A 17110-nucleotide genomic window follows, 5' to 3' on the forward strand; every position below is an offset into this window, starting at 1 on the left:
GGTGCAACGGGTTTAGTTTGGCTGGCTTGTTCTGGGTTCCTACCCCCTATGACTGGTGCATCAACAAAAATTTCGTGGCCCGGCAGTTGTGCCTGAGACAGGACCGTTACTGCCGCTCGGAGCGGTGAGTTTCGTGCCGGACTGAACGCCCGGTTTGGGCACCTTGCTGCCGCTCGAGCTTGGCGTTTCGATGTTCAATGCTGACTGCGTTTGAACACTTTGGCCTTGTCGGTGAGTTGTCACCGGGAACGCATTTAAGAAGAACTTAGAATGACGGTCAGCATCGGGGCAGGTGCCTCTGGTGATGGACTTCCTTATGCAAGGCTTGTACGAGGCTGTTGCAAGAACATTTGCAAGAACTCGGTAGAGTCATGTGTGAAAAACCCAGTATTTATGCGGGTTGGCGACTCGAGTTCAAGTGACCCCGGCCCACCATTGCAAATTCTGCCCAGCGGCAGAAGCGTTCATAAAGCCCTAAGTTTTTAAACACTTAGGGCTTTTTTCTTGTTCAATGCGACGACTGGCATGTGTTGTTGGTTCTCGTTCCATGGGTGCGCTATGAAAACCATTCTTCCCCTGCAATTGCTGCTGGCTCCGGCAAAAACTGACCCTCAGCCTTTGATCCTGTATCACGGCAAAGGTTGCTCCGATGGTTTTGCGGCGGCCCTGGCGGCTTGGATCTATTACGAGGGACAGGCTGAGTTCATCGGCTTGGATCACGGGCAAGTGCAGTCGATGGCCGATCTGCCGCCAGTCACTGGGCGTACGGTCTACATCCTTGACTTCTCATTCCCGGCGGAAATTCTGCAAGGCATTGAAGACGCCGGCGCGGCCAAGCTCGTGCTGCTGGACCATCACAAGAGCGCGGCCGAAAAGCTCACCGGCTTTGCTTGTCGCTGCGGCGTGCTGCATTTCGATATGAGCAAGTCCGGCGCGCGCCTGGCCTGGGAGTTTTTCCATCCCGACGCGGACATGCCCGCCTTGGTGCGCTATGTTGAGGATCGCGATATTTGGGCTTGGCAATATCCCGAAAGTGGCGCCTTCTTGTCCGCGCTGGACATGGAAGAAAAAGAGTTTTCCCGCTGGCAGGAGATCTCGGCCTTCACTCCCGAGCAACTGACGACCTTTATGGCACGCGGTGCGGCGATGGACGAGAAGTACCGCAAGCTCTGCGCAGACTTGGCGGAGGGCGCCCAGCCGCTCACCTTCAATGGCATTGAGGGGCTAATGGTCAATGCCCCTGGCATGTTTCACAGCTTGGTAGGCGATTTGTTGTCGGCCAAGTCAGGCACTTTTGCGCTGATGTGGAGCGCCGGGCAGGGCGGGGCGGTGAAGTGTGGGCTGCGATCGCAGCGCAACTTTGACTGCATCCCGCTGGCCGAAAGCATGGGCGGCGGTGGGCACGCGCAGGCGTGCGGCTTCCGGATGGGTGTGGAGCGTTTGCCGGGCTTGCTCAGCGGCAGCTTTGACGCGCTGAATGCGACTCAACAGCCCGGCAACTGAATCACTTTTCGAAGGTCAGCAGTTCGCTGGGAACGACCTTGATGGCAGCCAGGCACTTGCCCTTGGCTTCGGTGAATTTATTCAGCTCGCCCACTTCGCAGCGGTCGCCGCCATGCACTTGCAGGCGCGCGATGTCCCAGCAGGCAATGCCGTTGAACTGCACCGATTTGCTGCGCACTTCACTGGGCTTGATCCAGGCAAAGCTGGTCAGCTGGGTGGAGTGAATCAGGCCGTTGGCGCGGTAGGCCGAAAAGTCCGGCACCAGATTGCGCAGCTCAAACGGCAGCTTATTGGCCAAGGCCAGCTCAAAGGTGCAGCCGCCGGGGCTCTCAACGCGGCGAGTGATCTGCAGCTCCAGCATATTGTCCAACTTGACCTCGGCCTTTTCCTCGGGGGCCGACGCTGCGCCGTCCTTGGACTCGATGAATCGCCAGGTGCCGTTGTCCTTCAGCAGAACGCGGCGGCCCTTTTTGTCGACCAGTTCGAAATCGGCCCGCGCGGGGGCGGTGAACGCAAGGGCCAAGCCCAGCAGTGCTGCGCCCAAAAGAACGGTACGTCCCATGCTCTAAGTCCTTCGAAGAATGATGAATGCTGTGTTTGGATGAAAGGGACCCGCATCGGTACGGCCTGCCCTGATCATGGCGCGAGGCCAGGGGAGCGATTGTGCCGTCAATCAGTTGCTGGCGACCAAGCTCTCACCATGCAGTTGGCGCTCTTGTCGATCCAGCCGAAGCAAATGATCTTCGATGAAGTCCTTCTCAATCAGACTGCGCTCCAGCCGTCCTTCCAAGGCCTGCAGCTGTTTGCGTAATTTTTGCAGTTGGCTTTCATCGTCTTCGCTGCGCTGCAAGGCCTCTTGCAACTGAGCCTGGGCCTGCTGCAGTTGCTGGCGCTCCTTCGCGCTGGGGTCGGTGCGAGCGCGTGAGCTGTGCAGCTGCCGTTCGGCTTCTTGCTGCCGCTGCAAAGCGCTGGCCAATTGATCTTGGAGTCGGCGGCGCTGCTGCAGCACACGCTCCAGTTCCACCTGAACCGCACCGGGTTTCGTGGAGGCTATTTGGTAAGTGTCATGTCATAGCTGGCAAGACAGCTTGTTGACGGTAGTAGTTTGCCTCAGCTTCAGCGGGTGGGATGTGGCCAATGGGTTCGAGCAGCCGAACATTGTTGAACCAAGCCACCCAGGTCAGCGTGGCCAATTCAACCTCCTCGCGGGACTTCCATGAGGTGCGCCTGTGGATGACCTCGGCTTTGTATAGGCCGTTGATGGTTTCGGCCAGGGCGTTGTCATAGCTGTCTCCGGTGCTGCCGACCGAGGATTCGATGCCCGCCTCGCCCAGGCGCTCTGAGTAGCGAATGGAAAGATATTGCGAGCCTCTGTCGGAGTGATGAATCAGACCGCCGTCTTGACTGGGTTTGCGTGCGTAGACCGCTTGCTCCAGCGCGTCGAGAACGAAGTCGGTTTGCATGGAGGTGCTCACGCGCCACCCGACGATGCACCGAGCAAAGACATCCACCACGAAGGCCACATAGACAAAGCCCTGCCAGGTGGAAACATAGGTGAAGTCCGCAACCCAGAGTTGATTGGGGCGGGTGGCTTTGAACTGCCTGTTTACCTTGTCCAGTGGGCAAGGTGCTTTGGGATCGGCAATGGTGGTGCGCACCGGCTTGCCACGCACCACGCCCCGCAGCCCCAGTCGGCGCATCAGTCGCTCCACGGTGCAACGCGCCACGCAGACCTGTTGGCGCCGTAGTTGGAGCCATACCTTTCGAGGACCATACACCCGCAGGTTGTCATTCCAGACCTGGCTGATCTGGGGTAACAAATCCTCATCCCGCTTGCGCCGGACGCTGCGCTTGGTGGGGTCCCGCAGCTTGGCCATATGGGCGCGATAGCCGGAGGGTGCCATCTCCAGAGCTTGGCAGATGGGCTCGACACCCCACTGATGGCGGTGCTGTGCAACGAAGGCCCTCAGTTCTTGATGCGGCGGTCGAGCTCCGCCTGGGCGAAAAACGCGCTGGCCACCTTCAGGATCTCATTGGCCCGGCGCAACTCCTTGACCTCGCGTTCCAGCTCTTTGATGCGAGCCATGTCCATGCTCGTCGGGCCAGGTCTTTGTCCCAAATCCTTCTCTTGTTGCCGAACCCAACGTCGCAAAGTGTCGCAATTGCAGCCCATCTTGGCTGCCACCGAGCGAATTGCAGACCATTGGGACTCGTGCTCGTCCTGACATTCCAGAACCATTCGAACGGCTCGTTCGATCACCTCGGGGGCGTACTTCTTTGACTTATTCATAGCTCCATTCTCGTAAGTTGGAGCCTCCATGAATCTCGGTGCGGTTCAGATGGCGACCGGCTTGCTGGCCCATGACTGCTGGGCTCGATGGCTGCGGAGTGTCAGCGCAGTTCGGCAAGGTAATCGGCCGAAAAGCGCGGGGAACACCGGCTACTTCAGGGGTGGGGTCCGCTCTTGTGCGCTTTGCGCGCAATAGTTGGCGATTTGTGCCCGCCATGTCGCGTGCAGCCCTCGTTTTTTGGAGTGTTTCGGGGCCATTTGTGGTGCGACTCGCACAATACCCGAATGGATACAGTGGACGCAGTGGTGATTGGTGCCGGGGTGGTGGGCCTGGCGATTGGGCGGGCCTTGGCTCGGCAGGGCCAGGAGACGCTGGTGTTGGAGCGCGAAGCCCGCATCGGCAGCGGGGTCAGCTCACGCAGCAGCGAGGTCATCCATGCGGGCCTGTATTACCCGCCGGGCTCGCTGAAGGCCAGGCTTTGTGTCGAAGGGCGCGCCATGCTCTACGACTATTGCGAGACGCATCAGGTCGGGTATCGGCGTTGTGGCAAGTTGGTGGTCGCCAGTGATGCCGCTCAACTGGCCGGCCTGCAAGCGCTGGCGGCCAAGGCGCTGGTCAATGGGGTCGACGATCTGCGTTGCTTGAGCGCAGCCGAAGCGCGCGCGCTGGAACCGGCCTTGCGTTGCGAGGGTGCTTTGCTGTCGCCGTCCACCGGCATTGTCGATAGCCATGGGCTGATGCTGTCGCTACAAGGCGAGTTGGAGGCGGCCGGTGGGGCCGTAGCCCTGTGCTCCACCGTGCAGCGTCTGCGCCCGCAGGCCGGTGGCTGGTGTTTGGAGGTTGAAACGGGCGGCGCCGTGATGGAGTTGCTGGCCCGCCGGGTCGTCAATGCGGCCGGTTTGTGGGCGCCGCGGCTGGCCCAGCAGACCGAGGGACTCGGCGCGGCTTATCGACCCGCCGCGCACTTCAGCAAGGGCTGCTACTTTGCCTTGGCCGGCCGCTCGCCCTTTGACCGCTTGATCTACCCCTTGCCGCAGGACGCCTGGCTGGGCGTACACCTAACCCTGGATCTGGCGGGGCAGGCCCGCTTCGGGCCGGATGCGCGCTGGCTCGAGGCCGATATCCACAGTCCCGATCAAATCGATTACGCCGTGGAGGCGGAGCGCGCGCAGGCCTTTTATGCCGATGTGCGGCGCTATTGGCCGGGCTTGCCCGATGGTGCTTTGCAGCCGGCCTATAGCGGCGTGCGACCCAAAATTCATGGGCCGGGCGAGCCTGCGCCGGACTTCCGTATCGATGGCCCCGCCCAGCATGGCTTGTCCGGTTTGGTCAATCTGCTCGGCATCGAGTCACCGGGGTTGACCAGCAGCCTGGCGCTGGCGCGCGAGGTGCTGCTGCGACTGGAACTGGCCTAAGCCTAAGGCCCTAACGCCCCAAGAGCCAATGCCTTAAGCGCAAGACCTGACCCCAAACAGGGATCGGTGCAAGGCGATGCGGTTGTGACGCCACAACTTGGCCCTGAATCCGGCGTTAATTGAGTGCTTGGCCGGCGCCGATAGCGGGGTAGAGTAGCCGGGTGTCGATTGACCCGGGCCCAGGATGCTGATGCGTGCATTTCATCGTCGCTCAATTCGTCAACGGATCTTCCTGCTTGCCCTGGGCGCCTTCTTGCCGGCAGCCTCGCTGCTGGGGGCCAATCTACTGGCCGACGCGCGACGTAGTGAGGCTGCCGCGCATGAGCGGTTGCGACTCGTGGCCGACACCGTTGCGGCGGGCCTGGAGGCGACGCTGCAGCGAACGCAGGCGCAGCTGACCCGTATCGCCGCGCGGCCGCAGGTGCGGGCCTTGGACGCCAAGCACTGCGATCCCTTGATCGCCAGCTATGTGCAGATCAACCCGGAATTCACCACCCTGGTGGTGCGGGACCGCGAAGCCCGAGCCCTGTGCTCCTATCTGCCTCGCGCCATGGACTCAGTGGTGGTGAGCCGCTCCGCGTGGTTTGAGCAAGCCCTTGCCCACGACGGCTTCTTGGTCAGCGGGGCCCTCGTGGGGGCCAGCAGCGGCCGCTGGGTGTCGCCGATGTCGATGCCGATCTATGACATGGCGGGCACCAAGGCGGGCTTGCTGCTTGGCTCTCTCGACCTGCTGCAATTGAACGACGAACTGCTGGCGGGGTTGCCGCCGCATACCTTGCTCACGGTCATCGACCAAACGGACAAGGTGGTGTTGCGCTCGACCGAGCTGGCGGGGCAGGTCGGCAAACCCTTGTCGCGAGCGGCGTCCGCGCCGGGGTTGGCAACGGGCATGTCTGCGGAGCTGCCACCGGGTTTTTATCGCGCACTCGATCAGGACGGCGTGTCGCGGCGGTATTACAGCCGACCGGTGGCGGGCAGCGACTGGCGCTTGCAAGTGGGGCTGTCTGAAGACGCGTTGTTTGCCGAGCACCGCGCTAGGCTGCAGCGCAGCTTGTGGCTCAGCCTGGGCGCGGCGATCTTGACCCTGGTCCTTGCCCTGCGTTTGGGGCGCAGCATCATTGCGCCGATCTCTTCGATGACAAAACGATTGGATGAAGAGGCCGGCAATGATCGGGTGACATCGGATGAACTGGCGGAGAGTGGTGAGATCGAGCGGGTCGGGATCGGTCTCCAGCGCGTGCTGGTGGCACGGCGCGAGTCCGATGTGGCCTTGCGCGACAGCGAGGCGAATTACCGCGCCCTGGTCGAAAACTCGCCGGACTTGATCGCCAGCATCGACAAATGGGGGCGTTTCTTCTTTGTCAACAACGCCACCGAGGCGGTCTTCGGGCTGGCGCGGCAGGACTGTGTCGGTCAGTCGGCGCTGAGTTTTACTCATCCGGATGACCGTGAACCGACGCTACAGACCTTGCGGGCTTGGCTGGATGCGGGCGCGGCCTCGGTCTTGAAGCTGGAGAACCGGCAACTCGGTCGCCATGGGCGCCTGCACTGGTTGCAGTGGCATATCTGTGCCGTGCGAGGCAAGGATGGTCAAGTGCAACGCTTGAGCTGTGTGGGCCGCGACGTCACCGAGGTTCGCGAGCAACAGCGTCTGCTGAACGACACCCAGGCGGTTGCGCACATCGGCAGCTGGCGCTTGGACATCAAAACCGGTGAGCGCACCTGGAGCACCGAGACCTACCAACTCTATGGCGTGGAGCCGGGTGTGCCCTTGCCGCCGGCCTTTGGAGTCACCTACCTCGATCTTTTGCATGACGATGACAGGGCGGCCGTGCAGGCTTGGTTTTCCGCCTGCATGGCCGGCCAGTCGCCCGGCGGTATCGAGTTTCGGGTCCGTCCGCTGGGCGGCGTCAGCCGTTGGTTGCTGGGCTTTGGTGCGCTGGAGCGAGGCGCCGATGGCGAGGTGCTGAGCCTGCTCGGCACCGTGCAAGACATCAGCGAACGCAAGCTGGCCGAGGAACGTCTGCATCGGGCTCAACGGTTCAGCGGCGCCGTGATCGACGCGCTGACCGAGCAGATCGCGGTGTTGGACTCAAACGGTGTGATCGTCACCGTCAATCGGGCTTGGCGAGAGTTTGCCCGCAGCAACGGCGCCACTGGGCTGGCCGCCGAATCCATTGGCGTCAACTACCTGGAGGTGTGCCGGTCAGCCGGCGCTCAGTTGTCGGCAGATGAGGCCGCACCGGCCTTGCAGGGCATAGAGGCGGTGCTGTCAGGTAGTCGGTCTGAATTCAGCCTGGAGTACCCCTGCCACTCGCCGACACGGCGGCGCTGGTTCCGCATGCGCGCTTATGCGCTGGGATCACTCGGGGGCGGCGCGGTGATCAGCCATGAAGACATCAGCTCGCGCTGGTTGGCCGAGGAGGCGCTGGCGCAGAGTGAAGCGCGTTTCAAGGGGGCATTTGAATGCTCGGCCGTCGGTATGGCGCTGGTGTCCACAGAAGGTACTTGGCTGCGGGTCAATGCCAAGCTGTGCCAGATGTTCGGCTATTCCGAGCCTGAAATGTTGAGTCTGGACTTCAGGCAGCTCAGCGTTATGGACGATCTGCAGGCTGATTTGCGGGATATGCGCCGTGTCTTGCGCGGCGAGATCGACTCCTATGTGATGACCAAACGCTATTTCCACAAGGCGGGTCATGTGGTGTGGGGCTTGTTGTCGGTCGCGGCGGTCAAGGACGAGCAGGGTCAGGTCTTGCATTTGGTGACACAGGTCCACGACATCAGCGAGCAAAAACAGGCCGAGCAGCAGCTCTTGGCCGGCAAGGCCTTGCTGAAGGAATCGGCTCAGCACACCCAAGCCATTTTGGACAATATGGAAGATGGGGTGATCAGCATTGATGCCCAGGGCCTGATGATTTCCTTCAGCCAGGCCGCCAGTGAGATTTTTGGTTATGCGCCCGACGAGGTGCTGGGGCGCAATGTGTCGATGCTGATGCCCGAGCCGCATCGCAGCCATCATGACCATTACCTGGCGCTCTATGCAAAGGGCGGCGAGGCCCGCATGATTGGGCGGCCGCGAGAGCTGGAAGGGCTGCGCAAGGATGGCAGCTTGTTCCCGATGCTGCTGTCGGTGTCGGAGTTGACGCGCGAGGGGCGCAGCAGCTTTGTGGGCTTGGTGCGCGATATTTCATCCCGGCAACGGCACCTCGAAGAGATGCACCGGCTGGCCTTTTATGACCCCTTGACCGGCCTGCCGAACCGGCGCCTGCTCTTGGACCGACTCAGCCAGTCGATGCTGGCCTCGGGCCGCAGCGGCGAGCACGGCGCCTTGATGCTGCTGGATTTGGACCATTTCAAGCTGCTGAACGACAGCCTGGGCCATGAAGCCGGCGATGAGCTGCTGCAGCAAGTCGCCGAGCGACTGCGCGTCCATGTTCCCGAGGGCGACAGCGTCGCTCGCTTTGGTGGCGATGAATTCGTGATTCTGTTGGAAACCTTGGGGGTTCACAGCGCCGAGGCCGCCAAGGCGGCCGAGCAGGTGGCGGAGCGTTTGCTGCAGGTGCTGGCTCAGCCCTATTTGTTGAGCGGGCAGGAGCATGTCTGCACGCCCAGCATTGGCATCGTGGTATTCATCGGCGAGCAAGAAGACCGTCAAGAGCTGCTGAAGAAGGCCGATGTGGCGATGTACCAGGCCAAGGCCGGCGGCCGCAACCGGGCTTGTTTTTATGATCCGGTCTTGCAGGCTTCGGTGTCGGAGCGGCAGGCGCTGGCGCGCGACATGCGGCAAGGCCTGGCGGCGCAGGAGTTTGTTCTGTTCTACCAGCTGCAGGTCGATGCACAGGCCAAGCCGGTCGGCGTTGAGGCGCTGGTGCGTTGGCAGCACCCGGCCCATGGCTTGATGTCGCCGCTGTTCTTCATTCCCCTGGCGGAGGAAAGCGGGCTGATTCTGCCGCTCGGCCAATGGGTGCTGGAAACCGCCTGCGCGCAGCTGCGCAGCTGGGCCGAGGACCCTGTCACAGCGTCTTGGAGCATGGCGGTCAACGTCAGTGCCTTACAGCTGGCGCAAGCGGATTTTGTTGACTCGGTGGCGGCGGCATTGCGGCGCACGGGCGCCAATCCCTATCAGCTCAAATTGGAGCTGACCGAGAGCATGCTGGTTGCAGATGTGGAGGACGTCATCACCAAGATGCGCGCGGTCAAGGCCTTGGGCGTGGGCTTCTCCTTGGATGACTTCGGCACCGGCTACTCATCGCTGTCGATCTTGAAGCGCCTGCCGCTGGATCAGCTCAAGATCGATCAGTCCTTTGTGCGTGATCTGCTGACCGACATCAATGATGTGGTGATCGCGCGCACCGTGCTGGCTTTGGGTCAGAGCCTGGGGCTGAAGGTGATCGCCGAGGGCGTGGAGGGCGCAGGGCAGCTCGAGATCTTGAGCAAGATGGGCTGCCAAGCCTTCCAAGGTTATTACTTTGGCCGACCGGTGCCGGCGCAGGACTTGTTGGGCGCGCGCTGAGGTTCGGCTCAGACCGTGGCTCAGACTTTGGCTCAGGCCTTGGTTTCGCCCCGCGCTGTGGCCTCGGCGGTGTCGCACGCCCAGTTGCCGTCCCGCAGCAGCTGATAGGGCCTAAAACCGGTCTTGTAGGCCATCTTCGGGCTCTCGCCGATCCAGTAGCCCAGGTAGAGATGGTTGAGCTTCAGATCACGGGTCTGCTGAATTTGCCACAGCACGTTGTAGGTGCCATAACTGGCGCCCTCTTCGGGCTCGTAAAAGGTGTAGACGGCCGAGAGACCATCGCTGAGGATGTCCAGAATGGACACCATCTTCAGGGCCAGGCTGCCGTCGGCCTGCGGCTCACGGAACTCCACCAAGCGGGTGTTGACGCGGCTTTGCAGCAGGAACTGGGTGTACTGGTCGACGCTGTCGTGGTCCATGCCGCCGCCCGAGTGGCGGCCGGTTTGGTAGCGCAGATAGAGCTCGTAATGCTCTTGGCTATAGCCCAGGCGCATCACCTTGGCTTGCAGGGTTTGGTGTTGGCGCCAGGCGCGGCGTTGGCTGCGCGACGCTGCAAATTCGGCCACCGGTATGCGCATCGGCACGCAGGCCTTGCAGCCCTCGCAAAAGGGGCGGTAGGTGAACAGGCCGCTGCGCCGAAAGCCCGCCGCCACCAGGCCCGAGTAGGCGTCCGCATGGATCAAGTGACTGGGCGTGGCCACCTGCGAGCGGGCCTGCCGGTCAGGCAAGTAGCTGCAAGGATAGGCGGCGGTTGCATAGAACTGCAACTGCGTCAGCGGAAGTTCCTTCGGGTAGGTCACGGTCGAATGGGGGCTTGATGGTCGGGGCCGGTTTTCAGCATGGTCTGCGTATCCTGAGCGTCAGTATCACCGGTGGGCTCCTTGTCGCCACCGCGCAGGGCCCAAAACGAGGGATGAAATGACCAATCGGCTGGGGCTGGCTGCGCCAGGCTGCGCTTCAAATGCGCCTCGAAGGCCTCGCGTGGCACTTCGGCCGCGCCGAGCGAGGCCAGGTGCCGGGTATTTTGCTGGCAGTCGATCCAGTCGATGCCATGGCGGCGGCACAGGCAGACCAGGGCGGTCAGCGCAATCTTGGAAGCGTCGGTGCGGCGCATGAACATCGACTCGCCGAAGAACATGCGGCCCAGATTGATGCCGTAAAGCCCGCCCACCAAATGGCCATCGACCCAGGTCTCGATGCTGTGCACGCAGCCCATGCGCGCGCGCCAGTCCAGGTAAGCCGCTTGCATCTCGGGCAGGATCCAGGTGCCGGATTGGCCCTCGCGCGGTGCGCCGGCGCAGGCGCTCAGCACCTCGGGCAGGGCGCTGTCAACGCGGATTTCGCAGCCCGGCGTGCGAATGAAATGCTGCACCGTTTTGCGCAGCGAGCGTGCCAGTTTGAAATTGGCGGTCTGCAGCACCATGCGGGGATTCGGCGCCCACCACAGCGGCGGCTGTTGCGGCCCGTACCAGGGGAAGATGCCGCGCGAATAGGCGGCCAGCAAGCGCTCCGGGCGCAGGTCGCCGCCGGCGGCCAGCAGGCCGGGGGCGTCCGAGTCCGGCCCCAGCGCAGTGTGGCTGGGCGGGAAGTCCAGCGTGTGGTCATCAAGCCAAGGGATCATTGGCAATATGGTAGCGTGCCGCCCATGAAAATCACCGTCTACGGCATACCCAACTGTGACAGCGTCAAACGGGCGCGCGTCTGGCTCACCGATCAGGGCCTCGAATACGAGTTCCATGATTTCAAAAAGGCCGGCGTGCCGGCACAGGACTTGAGCGACTGGTGCGCAGCGCTGGGCTGGGAGCGGGTGCTGAACCGCGCCGGCACCAGCTGGCGCAAATTGGATGAGGCGACCCGCGCGGCCGTGCTGGACAGCGCTTCCGCCCAGGCCGTGATCATGACTCAGCCGAGCCTGATCAAGCGCCCGCTGCTGCGCTGGGCGGATGGTCGTCTGACCGTGGGCTTCTCGGCCGAGCTGTTCTCGGCGCACGCCTGATCCCGGCTTGGTGCATGGCTTGCACCTGCTTGGTGCTTTGATGGGCCAACGCGGCGACCCGTGATGCAAAACGGTGCGTAATTGGTGCCCCGTTTCAGGCATCTTTCTTGCTGAATTGGTGCATCAAGTCCCGCCTTCGGTGCGCCGCAGGTGGGACTGACCCGCTCCACCTCATCAAAGCAAGCCCGGATCCGCGATGGAAAATCTCAAACAAAGCGCCGACGCGCTCTTCATTCTGCTCGGCGCCATCATGGTGCTGGCCATGCACGCCGGCTTTGCCTTTCTTGAACTGGGCACCGTGCGCAAGAAGAACCAGGTCAATGCCCTGGTCAAGATCCTGGTGGACTTCTCGGTCTCCACCATCGCCTATTTCCTGCTTGGCTACACGGTGGCCTACGGCACCCATTTCTTCACCGGCGCCGAGACCTTGGCCTTGAAGAACGGCTATGAGTTGGTCAAGTTTTTCTTCTTGCTGACCTTTGCGGCGGCGATTCCCGCCATCATCTCCGGCGGCATTGCCGAGCGCGCCCGCTTTGGCCCGCAGTTGGCGGCCACGGCCGTCATCGTCGGCCTGATCTACCCGCTTTTCGAGGGCGTGGCTTGGAATCAGGCCTTTGGTTTCCAGGGCTGGTTGAAGGGGCAATTCGGCGCCGAGTTCCATGACTTTGCCGGCAGCGTCGTCGTCCATGCGGTGGGCGGCTGGATCGCCCTGGGGGCCGTGCTCTTGCTGGGCCCGCGGATGAATCGCTACCGCAAGGATGGCGCGATCAGTGCGCATCCGCCGTCCAGCATTCCCTTTCTGGCGCTGGGCGCCTGGGTGCTGGCGGTGGGCTGGTTCGGCTTCAATGTGATGAGCGCGCAAACGCTGGACAAGATGAGCGGCCTGGTGGCGGTGAATTCATTGATGGCGATGGTGGGCGGCACCTTGGTTGCCGTCTTGATGGGGCGTAACGACCCAGGCTTTGCCTACAACGGCCCCTTGGCCGGCTTGGTGGCCGTGTGCGCGGGCTCCGACGTGATGCATCCGATCGGTGCCTTGGTGGTGGGCGGTGTGGCCGGCGCCATCTTCGTCCGCATGTTCACCTTGACCCAGAATCGCTGGAAGATCGACGACGTGCTGGGTGTTTGGCCGCTGCACGGTCTTTGCGGCGCCTGGGGCGGCATCGCTTGCGGCATCTTTGGCCAAAGCGCCTTGGGCGGGCTGGGTGGCATCAGCTTTGTGGCGCAGTTGCTCGGTACGCTGGCCGGTATCAGCTGGGCGCTGCTGGGCGGTTTTGTGGTCTATGGCCTGTTGCGCCGCTTTGTCGGCCTGCGCTTGACGCAGGAAGAAGAGTTTGATGGTGCCGACCTGTCGATCCATAAGATCGGCTCGACGCCCGAGCGCGAGGTCAGCTGGTAAGCTCGGTGCTCCTCCCGATTTCGCTTCAAGCTTCCATGTTCACAGGCATTGTTCAAGGCGTCGCCAGCGTCGCCGCCATCACCGACCGACCCGGCCTGCGCAGTTTCACGCTGCAATTTCCGCCGGGTTTTTGCGCCGGTCTGGAGATCGGTGCCAGCGTGGCCAGCGACGGGGTCTGCCTGACGGTGACGCGGCTTGACGCCGAGGCGCAGCAGGCCGACTTTGATGTGATGCAGCAAAGCCTGGCCTTGACCACGCTGGCCGAGTTGAAACCGGGGAGCCGCATCAATGTAGAGCGTGCGGCGCGAGACGGCGCTGAGATTGGCGGCCATCCGCTCAGCGGCCATGTCGATTTCATGGCCACGGTGGCCGCAATTCGACGCCCCGAAAACAACCATGTGATCCGTATCCAGGTGCCTGCCCCGTGGATGCGCTACATCTTCGCCAAGGGCTATATCGCCATCAACGGCGCCAGCCTGACCGTGGCCGAGGCCGGCCGTGAGTCGGGCGGCGGCGGTTGGTTCGAGGTCTGGCTGATTCCCGAGACGCTGCGCATGACCAGCTTCGGCGATAAAGGTGAGGGCGCGCGGCTGAACATCGAGATCGAGCGTCAGACCCAGGTCTTTGTGGACACGGTGCGTGAGGCCTTGGACGAGAAGCTCGGCCCGCTCTTGCCAGCGCTGGAAAAGCTGCTGCAACAGCAGGGCTTGGACATCGACAGTCTGGCCACGCCGCCGGCCCGTTTGCCGGGTACCTAACGGGGTCAATCGCCGGTACAACGAGTCACAAGGGTCAAGCCGAGGCGCTGACCCTGTTCGACCTTAGTGCGGCTCGTCGGCCAGCGCCGGCCAGAGGATGCTGCTCAAGACATCGCTGTGCTGGGCTTGACCGGCACCAATGCCGGCGCCCACCAAGGCCAGCCGGGTGGCGGTACCACCGGCGAGCTTGCCGTCGAGTTGCTGGCGCACTTCGGCCACGTCGCGTTCCGCCATCGGCCGGCACAGCAGTTGCAAGCTCAGGCCGTGCGGCAGGGCGCCAATCCGGAGTCCAGACACCACACCGGCTTCGCCTTCCAGCAGACCCATCGTGACCTCGGCGATGGTGCGCGCCACGATGCGCGGCAATTCAGGCAAGGGGCCCTGATGCAAGATCGGCAGGGTACGCAGTTCGAGGCAGTGATGCGTTGCCAATTGACGCCGCAAGGTCACCAGCAACTCATGCTGGGGTTCGCTGCGGGCCGGGGCTACCCTGTCATGCACAAGGGGCTCAGGCGATTGCTGCAGGTCCGCCAGCAAGAGTTGCGAGGTTTCCAGCGCCGACTCGACGAATTCTTGAGCGCGCCGATGGGCCAGCCGACTGCGCCGCGAGCCTGGGCGACCGAGTTGTTCGAGTTGGCTCAAGGCCAGCGACAAGGCCTTGGTCAGCTCTTCCTGCAGGCCACGGGCCAAGCCAGGAGCGACCTGTTGCGGGCCGGCCGATTTGGCCTTGGAGAGGCCAAGCTCTTGCTGTATCGAGGGCATTGTTATCTCCCTTGAGGCGCCGGCAACCGACCATGCGCCGCCAAGGACAGCGCATGCGATCAACCGAAAAGCCAGGGGCCGATGCTATCGACGTGCCCGCTGCGCTGTCAATCGATATGCGTCGTTTTGGCGCGCAGCACCGTCACTTGTGGTCAGAAGTTCGGTAGAAACCTGGGCTTCTACGAGTAACTTGCCTCATGCTGGTCGCGGGTTTCAAGCACTGGCGTATCAGGCGTTCGAGTGTTTCGGAATATCAATAAAGTTTGATGTGAATTGAATACAAAGCGGCTCGGCCCTCCTACACTGCGATGCCATTCGATCAAGGCCCTTCGGTTCTTGATCAGTGAGGAGTGCTATGGATACATCGTCGTTGACGCCTGTTCAGCAACTGCGCTTGTGGTTGAGTGCATCCGCCGAGGATCAGGTGGCCGCCCTGGACGGCCTGCCGGTCGGCGCATTGCTGGACCACTGCCTGCTGAGCCTGGAGACAGGGCAAGCCGCAGCGCAGCATGAATTGAGCGTGTTGCAGGCCTTGATCGAGCGTTGGCTGCTGCGTTTTCGGGCCGATATTGCCGCCTTTCCGGACCCCGCCGTGGCAGTGCTGCAGCGGCAAAAGGCGCAACTGCTGGACACCTGCGCGGCCTTGGAACGCTTGCAGCAAAGACTGCTGCGGCTCCATGCCAGCCCAGCCCAAGCGCCAGACTGGACGCCTGCCCAGGCGGTCAACCCCGCGGGCGCTTGGCCCCGTTTTCGAGGCCCGCAGGCTGGGCGAGGGCATTGGCGCCGGGTGCAGGCGCAGCGTTAGCGCTTGGCGCTTGGCGCTTGGCGCTAAGGGTCAACTGGCGCGGTGTAGCTTGGCGTGAATCCGCCGGGTGGTTCGCCAAACCAGCCACAGCACCGCCGGGATCAAGGTGCCGACGGCAATTTCAGGGTTGACCGGCAGCCCGGCCGACTTCAGCGCCTTGGCGCCGTACAGTAGCAGGCTGATCACGTAATAGGAAATCGCCGCGATCGAGAGGCCTTCCACCGTGGTTTGCAGGCTCAGTTGCAGGTCTTGTCCGCGGGTCAGCTTGGCCAGCAGTTGTTGGTTTTGATGTTCGGTGGCGATGTCCACCCGGGTGCGCAAGAGCGCGCTGACGCGTTCGATTCGTTGCGACAGCGAGGCCAGTCGCTGGCTGGTGGCCGCCACAGTGGCGATCGCCGGTGACAAGCGGCGCTGCATGAATTCGCCCAGCGTTTGGGTGCCTGGGATCGGCTTTTCGCGCAATTCGGCAATGCGCTGGCGTACCAAGTTAGCATAGGCCTCGGTGGCAGCGAAGCGGTAGGCATGTTCGGCGGTGGCGCGCTCCACCCTTGCAGCCACATGGATCAAGGTGTCCAGCAACGCGCTCTCCGAAGTCAATCGAGCTTCCAACTTCAGCGTCACCTCGGCCAAGCCGGCCTCGGCCTCGGCCAGCACCGGCGCCAAGTCCTTGGCCACCGGCAGGCCGCGCAAGGCCATCAGCCGGTAGATCTCCAGCTCCAGCAGTCGCTGCGAGATGCGGCCGGCACGGGTCGGGCTGGTGCCCTTGGGGGCGATCACCAGCATGCGTTCGAAGCCGCTCGCCCGCAGGCGGAAATTACTCACCACCATCGAGTGGCCGAGACCCGCCAGTTCCTCGGAGTTGCCCATCATCGAGGCCAGCACCGTGCGCCCGCCAAACCATTGCTGGGCCAGCGCCAGTGCCTCCTCGGGCGGATTGATGTCCTGCTCCACCATCACCAGCTTGACAGCGGCCACCGTGCGCCCGGGCAGGCTGCGCAGCCATTCGGCATCAACGGCCAGCCCGCTCAGCAATTCCGGTTCGCTGGCGCCCAGCAGCGCACGCTCCGGCAACGCTTGGACAATGGCATAACGGGTGAACTCACTGTGGCGTTCCCACTTGACGGTGTGACCGTCGCCGCGCAGGCGCAAGAAGTTGCCCTGCATATCGGCCAATTGCAGATCGGCCTGGCCGGGCAGGCGGCGCAGGTGCTGGCACTCCATCTCTCGGCTGACACCCTCATTGAGCAGGGCCACCGTGACCACTAACGCCGGCAGCCTGATGCGTGCCGAGGGGCGGGCATGCACCTCATCATGCAGGGTCTGGCGCAGACCGTCATCGGGCGGCAGGATCCGCGCAGGCGCTAGGCAGACAGAAGCAGGGCCAGCGGCTTGCTGCTGAGTGTGGCCTGGGGGCACTCCGAGGGTCGAGGACGGGCTGGAGTTTGGGCTTAGGTCAGGGTCTTGATCGAGGGTCATGGCGAATCGGCTTCATGGCTGGACAGGGGCAAGAAATTCGATGGGCTGTGCGAGTTTCTTGAATCGCCGTGTCGCAAACATGAAGGCGCCGGCAGGATGTGCCGGCGCGCGTGGTGCATATTCGCCGAGCCCGCGGTCGCCATGTGTGGACGCCGCGGACCCCTGGGGCCAAGTTTAGGCCAAGTAAGAGAG

General features: G+C 62.9%; 14 protein-coding genes and 1 other annotated feature. Of the genes, 7 read left to right on the plus strand and 7 right to left on the minus strand.

Annotated elements, in window-relative coordinates; all coding sequences use genetic code 11:
* Window positions 1–558 precede the first annotated feature (558 nt).
* Entirely contained in the window at window positions 559–1503 is a 945-nt protein-coding gene (locus WG899_RS18040) for a DHH family phosphoesterase (protein ID WP_339597047.1), read from the plus strand.
* A 1-nt stretch (window position 1504) separates the two neighbouring features.
* Here WG899_RS18040 and WG899_RS18045 read toward each other — a convergent pair whose 3' ends face one another.
* The 3 genes from WG899_RS18045 to WG899_RS18055 form a co-directional block, all read right to left on the minus strand.
* Entirely contained in the window at window positions 1505–2065 is a 561-nt protein-coding gene (locus WG899_RS18045; RefSeq protein ID WP_339597048.1) for a hypothetical protein, read from the minus strand.
* Window positions 2066–2176: 111 nt separating this feature from the next.
* On the minus strand, window positions 2177–2527 hold the full coding sequence (locus WG899_RS18050; protein WP_339597049.1) for a hypothetical protein: 351 nt from the start codon (window positions 2525–2527) through the stop codon (window positions 2177–2179).
* A 40-nt stretch (window positions 2528–2567) separates the two neighbouring features.
* Window positions 2568–3793 (minus strand): IS3 family transposase gene (locus WG899_RS18055; protein ID WP_339597135.1). Its coding sequence is split into 2 segments (ribosomal slippage): window positions 2568–3505 and window positions 3505–3793, totalling 1227 coding nucleotides; the frame shifts between segments, so codons are not numbered across the junction.
* Window positions 3399–3515: a sequence feature (AL1L pseudoknot), on the minus strand. Its footprint overlaps the gene before it by 117 nt.
* 285 nt (window positions 3794–4078) lie before the next feature.
* Between WG899_RS18055 and WG899_RS18060 the strand changes: the two genes are divergently transcribed.
* Entirely contained in the window at window positions 4079–5209 is a 1131-nt protein-coding gene (locus WG899_RS18060; protein WP_339597050.1) for an NAD(P)/FAD-dependent oxidoreductase, read from the plus strand.
* Between the two features lie 190 nt (window positions 5210–5399).
* A complete protein-coding gene (locus WG899_RS18065; protein WP_339597051.1) occupies window positions 5400–9722 on the plus strand; it encodes a PAS domain S-box protein in 4323 nt (1440 codons plus the stop codon).
* A 32-nt stretch (window positions 9723–9754) separates the two neighbouring features.
* Here the strand turns inward: WG899_RS18065 and WG899_RS18070 are convergent, their stop codons facing one another.
* Window positions 9755–10522, minus strand: a complete 768-nt coding sequence (locus WG899_RS18070) for an arginyltransferase (protein WP_339597052.1) — start codon at window positions 10520–10522, stop codon at window positions 9755–9757.
* On the minus strand, window positions 10519–11343 hold the full coding sequence (gene aat, locus WG899_RS18075) for a leucyl/phenylalanyl-tRNA--protein transferase (RefSeq protein ID WP_339597053.1): 825 nt from the start codon (window positions 11341–11343) through the stop codon (window positions 10519–10521). Before aat ends, WG899_RS18070 begins: the two co-directional genes overlap by 4 nt.
* A gap of 24 nt (window positions 11344–11367) precedes the next feature.
* On the opposite strand from aat, the gene WG899_RS18080 reads away from it, so the two are divergent.
* From WG899_RS18080 to WG899_RS18090, 3 genes are all read left to right on the plus strand, one after another.
* Complete coding sequence (locus tag WG899_RS18080) at window positions 11368–11718, plus strand: ArsC family reductase (protein WP_339597054.1); 351 nt, start codon at window positions 11368–11370, stop codon at window positions 11716–11718.
* A gap of 196 nt (window positions 11719–11914) precedes the next feature.
* Window positions 11915–13117, plus strand: a complete 1203-nt coding sequence (locus tag WG899_RS18085; protein ID WP_339597055.1) for an ammonium transporter — start codon at window positions 11915–11917, stop codon at window positions 13115–13117.
* Between the two features lie 35 nt (window positions 13118–13152).
* Window positions 13153–13875 (plus strand): riboflavin synthase subunit alpha, encoded by a 723-nt coding sequence (locus tag WG899_RS18090; RefSeq protein ID WP_339597056.1) that lies wholly within the window; start codon window positions 13153–13155, stop codon window positions 13873–13875.
* Between the two features lie 63 nt (window positions 13876–13938).
* On the opposite strand, the gene WG899_RS18095 is transcribed toward WG899_RS18090, so the two are convergent.
* Entirely contained in the window at window positions 13939–14637 is a 699-nt protein-coding gene (locus tag WG899_RS18095; protein WP_339597057.1) for a hypothetical protein, read from the minus strand.
* A gap of 355 nt (window positions 14638–14992) precedes the next feature.
* Here WG899_RS18095 and WG899_RS18100 point away from each other — a divergent pair, with 355 nt between their 5' ends.
* Entirely contained in the window at window positions 14993–15442 is a 450-nt protein-coding gene (locus tag WG899_RS18100) for a hypothetical protein (protein ID WP_339597058.1), read from the plus strand.
* A gap of 30 nt (window positions 15443–15472) precedes the next feature.
* On the opposite strand, the gene WG899_RS18105 is transcribed toward WG899_RS18100, so the two are convergent.
* Window positions 15473–16918 (minus strand): DUF3422 family protein, encoded by a 1446-nt coding sequence (locus WG899_RS18105; protein WP_339597059.1) that lies wholly within the window; start codon window positions 16916–16918, stop codon window positions 15473–15475.
* Window positions 16919–17110: the final 192 nt, after the last annotated feature.

It is taken from the genome of Paucibacter hankyongi (genome assembly GCF_037482915.1).
Lineage (GTDB): Bacteria > Pseudomonadota > Gammaproteobacteria > Burkholderiales > Burkholderiaceae_C > Paucibacter_A > Paucibacter_A hankyongi.